Here is a 3,976-nt window from a genome sequence, read left to right as displayed (position 1 = left end):
GTGGGTTGGCTTTTTTGCGTTTATAGTATTAAAAAAAAAGAAAAATAATCACTAATTCATTAACAAGTTATTTTAATTGCTGATAAAGCAATGTACCTGAAAATTAACCTGCAAAATCATGTTTATATTAAATGATTTTAAATAATACCTATACTCCACTTCTCAAACTGTTCTTTTTCAAAATAGTTTAATATATAACGAAACCATGCCGTATATTTATTTGGGTTAATTTTAATGTCCTTATAAAGTTCAGTGAGAGATATCCACTGGTAATTCATAACTTCATCAGGGTTACATTGCGGATCATCATCAGTAAATCCAAGAAATAAATGGTCAAACTCATGTTCTGTCAGATCATCAGTCACTTTTTCGTTATAGAGTATTGTACCAATGGGTTGCATGTCACAAGACATACCAAGTTCTTCATATAATCGACGATGAATTGCTTTTGAAAGTGGTTCATTAGGACGAGGATGGCTACAACATGTATTCGCCCATAGGTGACCAGAATGGTATTTTGAGATAGCTCGTTGCTGGATGAGTAACTGCTTTTGAGAATTAAAAATAAATAACGAAAAAGCACGATGTAATGCACCGATAATATGTGCCTCGAGTTTAGGCATTGTGCCTAATTCATTATCATTATTATCAACAAGAATAACAGCGTCTTCCACAGTAATACTCACCTTAGCAAAATAATAAACAGTTATAGCGTAAAGAAACTATACATGTATATCAAATAAGAGTTTTGACTGTTTTACTTTTAATGGCACCAGACAATGTATGCCATTAAAATAGAATATCTTTTGTTATAACTCGGTTTCTACGGTGAATAATATTGGACACCAATTTTAATTAATTCTCTTCCTTGGGATTTTCTATACTTATTTGTATCTCTTAATGAATAAATACATCCACAATATTCTTGTTGATAGAATTGTTCCCTTTTACTAATTTCGATCATTCTCGCGGAACCACCTTTTTTACGCCAATTATATTCCCAATAAACCATATCAGGATAAGGGGCTACGGCTCGCTGTCCACAACCATTAATTTGGTTCATATCTTTCCAGCGAGATATTCCTAACGAGCTTGAGATAACAGAGAAGCCGTTTTCAGCTGCATAAAGAGCCGTTCTTTCAAAACGCATGTCAAAACACATGGTGCAACGAATTCCTCGTTCAGGCTCTTTTTCCATTCCTTTTGCTTTTTCAAACCAATTATCTGTATCGTAATCAGCATCAACAAAAGGAATATTATGTTTTTTAGCGAAGCGAATATTCTCTTCTTTGCGTATTAAATATTCTTTTTGGGGATGAATATTTGGATTATAAAAAAAGATAGTGTAATCAATACCAGAAGCGTGAAGGGCTTCCATGACTTCGCCAGAACAAGGTGCACAACAAGAATGTAATAATAATTTATTGGCATTTGCAGGTAATGTTAATTTTTCTCGAATAAATGTCATGACTTATCCTAAATCTTGTTACTTACTTGATAATAAATATATATATTTCATTATAAACATTTATATACGTTTTATCCGTTTATTTTTAATTATATTTTAATAAATATTTGTTTTATAAAAATAAAAAATTTAACTATAAAGATAATAACTCATATTGAGAAGAGAGTTTACTAGATCCATATTAAGATGAGAGGTAAGATGAATCATCATTCTGCTACCATTTATGTAGCAAAATCCAAAATGAAGGGATCTAGTTATGTCGTCTATATTACCTCGCTCAGTAACCTCTCCAAAAAAATTCTTTATTGGTAGCCAATTACTTTCTTCTGTTGGTGAATATGTAAAAGATTTTGGTGATAACGCTTTTATCATTAGTGATGAATTTTTCGTAGAAAAAGTAAATAAAGAAGCCATTCCTTCTATTAAGGATAATGGGTTATCTGCTCACGTAGAAAAATTTAATTACGAATGCACAGAAATTGAAGTTAACCGTCTTGGTAAAATTGCGGTAGAAAATAAAGCGAATGTCATTATAGGGATTGGTGGTGGTAAAACATTAGATGTCTCTAAAGCGGTTGCTTATTATCATCATCTGCCTGTGATTTTATTCCCAACAATTGCTTCAACAGATGCGCCTTGTACTGCACTTTCTGTGTTATACAAAGAAAATGGTGAGTTTGATAAATATTTATTCTTACCACAAAACCCAGATATGGTTGTTGCTGATACCGCTATTATTGCATCTGCGCCACAACGCTTTTTCTCCGCGGGGGTTGGTGATGCGTTAGCAACTTATTTTGAAGCTCGTGCATGTTATCAAGCTGATGGCTTAAATCTTGTAAATCAGCGCCCATCACGTACAGGTCTTGGTTTAGCTCAACTTTGTTTTGAAATGCTTAGCGAAAACATTGATAAAGCAATGGATGCTATTCGTAACAAGATTACAACTCCAGCATTAGAACAAACTATCGAAGCGACCATTTATCTTAGTGGTGTAGGTGCAGAGGCCGGAGGTTTAGCTGCTGCTCATGCTGTGAATAATGGTATGTCTGCTGTTGAGTCATTACATCGTGTTCAACATGGTGAAAAAGTCGTATTTGGTTTATTGACTCAACTTGTATTAGAAAATGCGCCACAAGACGAAATTGATGAAGTTATCCGTATTATTAAAGCCGCTGAGTTACCTCTAACGCTTGAAGATATGGGAATGGAAAAATTTATAGAAAGCGAATGGCGTACTGTTGCAAAAATTGCATGTGCTGAAGGTGATACCATGGGTAATATGCCAATGAAAGTGACTGAAGATGATGTTTATTTTGCAATGATTGCTGCTAATGCTCTTGCTCATCGTTATAAATAATTAAAATTAGTTTATTTATAATAGCTAAATTAAACCCCAATAATTCTGTTTGGGGTTTTTTATTTAATCTAGCGTTGGATTCATTTGTGCCAAATCAAATGGAGTTATTTGGTAAACATAATAATTTAGCCAATTAGAAAAAAGTAAATGTCCATGACTACGCCAAGAAGCGATTGGTTTTTTATTAGGATTATTATTAGGGAAATAGTTTTCAGGTAATAGGGGATTAAGCCCAGCATTTAGATCTCGATGATATTCATCAGCGAGTGTATGAGGGTCATATTCAGGGTGGCCTGTAGCAAAAACAACTCTTTTATCTTTTGATGCAAATAAATAAGCACCTGCTTTTTCTGAGGTAGCTAAAATCTCTAAATCAGTATTCTGCTTAATAAGATCAACGGGGAAACCTGCATAACGGGAGTGTGGAGCAAAAAAAGTTTCATCAAAGCCACGAGTTAAAAGTGCTAAAGGATCAATTGTTGTATGAAGATACACTCCAGATATTTTTTTATTTAATGTGTTTTTGTCTAATCCATATAAAATATTAAGCCCTGCTTGAGCAGCCCAACAAATAAAAAGTGTTGAAGTCACATGCTCTTTAGCCCAGTTAATTATTTCTTTTATTTCATTCCAATAAGCAACATCTTCAAATTCTACTAATCCTAGAGGTGCTCCGGTTATAATTAATCCATCAAAATTATGTTCTTTTATTTGGTTAAAATCGCAATAGAACGTATTTAGATGCTCTACAGGTGTATTTTTAGGAATACGATCGTCAATACGTAGTAGTTGAACATCAATTTGAAGTGGGCTATTTGAGAGTAGACGTAGAAATTGATTTTCTGTTTCTATTTTTTTTGGCATCAAATTAAGTATAAGCACCTTTAAAGGACGAATATCTTGGATACTCGCTCTACTTGATGTCATAACAAAAACATTTTCTTCCCTTAAACAATCCACCGCAGGTAGTTCGTCTGGTACTCTAATTGGCATAGCATAACCTCACTTAATAAGCATCTAGACATCTAGAAGCCTAAATTTATCTAATAAGTTTCAGTAAGTCGAGACTTACATAGCGTGTATGAAGAATATTCATATAAGAAAAAGCTATATAGGAAAAACGATCAAGCCTGAACATTCATTTTTTC

General features: G+C 33.4%; 4 protein-coding genes. 1 reads left to right on the top strand and 3 read right to left on the bottom strand.

The window, feature by feature from the left end; genetic code table 11:
- Positions 1-137: 137 nt before the first annotated feature.
- On the bottom strand, positions 138-674 hold the full coding sequence (gene idi / locus M983_RS06945; protein WP_074388153.1) for an isopentenyl-diphosphate Delta-isomerase: 537 nt from the start codon (positions 672-674) through the stop codon (positions 138-140).
- A 149-nt stretch (positions 675-823) separates the two neighbouring features.
- On the bottom strand, positions 824-1,468 hold the full coding sequence (locus M983_RS06940) for an epoxyqueuosine reductase QueH (RefSeq protein ID WP_066749123.1): 645 nt from the start codon (positions 1,466-1,468) through the stop codon (positions 824-826).
- Positions 1,469-1,724: 256 nt separating this feature from the next.
- Between M983_RS06940 and M983_RS06935 the strand changes: the two genes are divergently transcribed.
- Positions 1,725-2,828, top strand: coding sequence for a glycerol dehydrogenase (locus tag M983_RS06935; RefSeq protein ID WP_066749120.1), 1,104 nt, complete (start codon positions 1,725-1,727; stop codon positions 2,826-2,828).
- Positions 2,829-2,891: 63 nt separating this feature from the next.
- Here the strand turns inward: M983_RS06935 and metA are convergent, their stop codons facing one another.
- Positions 2,892-3,821 carry a homoserine O-acetyltransferase MetA gene (gene metA / locus M983_RS06930; protein WP_066749117.1) on the bottom strand — a complete coding sequence of 310 codons (930 nt, stop codon included), beginning with the start codon at positions 3,819-3,821 and terminating at the stop codon, positions 2,892-2,894.
- Between the last annotated feature and the right edge of the window lie 155 nt (positions 3,822-3,976).

It is taken from the genome of Proteus myxofaciens ATCC 19692 (genome assembly GCF_001654855.1).
Classification (GTDB): domain Bacteria; phylum Pseudomonadota; class Gammaproteobacteria; order Enterobacterales; family Enterobacteriaceae; genus Proteus; species Proteus myxofaciens.
This window is presented reverse-complemented; position numbering and strand designations above follow the sequence as displayed.

Coding starts and splice junctions, on each gene's coding strand:
- M983_RS06940 (WP_066749123.1), bottom strand. CDS start 1,468: ATGACATTTATTCGAGAAAAATTAACATTACCTGCAAATGCCAATAAA.
- M983_RS06935 (WP_066749120.1), top strand. CDS start 1,725: ATGTCGTCTATATTACCTCGCTCAGTAACCTCTCCAAAAAAATTCTTT.
- metA (WP_066749117.1), bottom strand. CDS start 3,821: ATGCCAATTAGAGTACCAGACGAACTACCTGCGGTGGATTGTTTAAGG.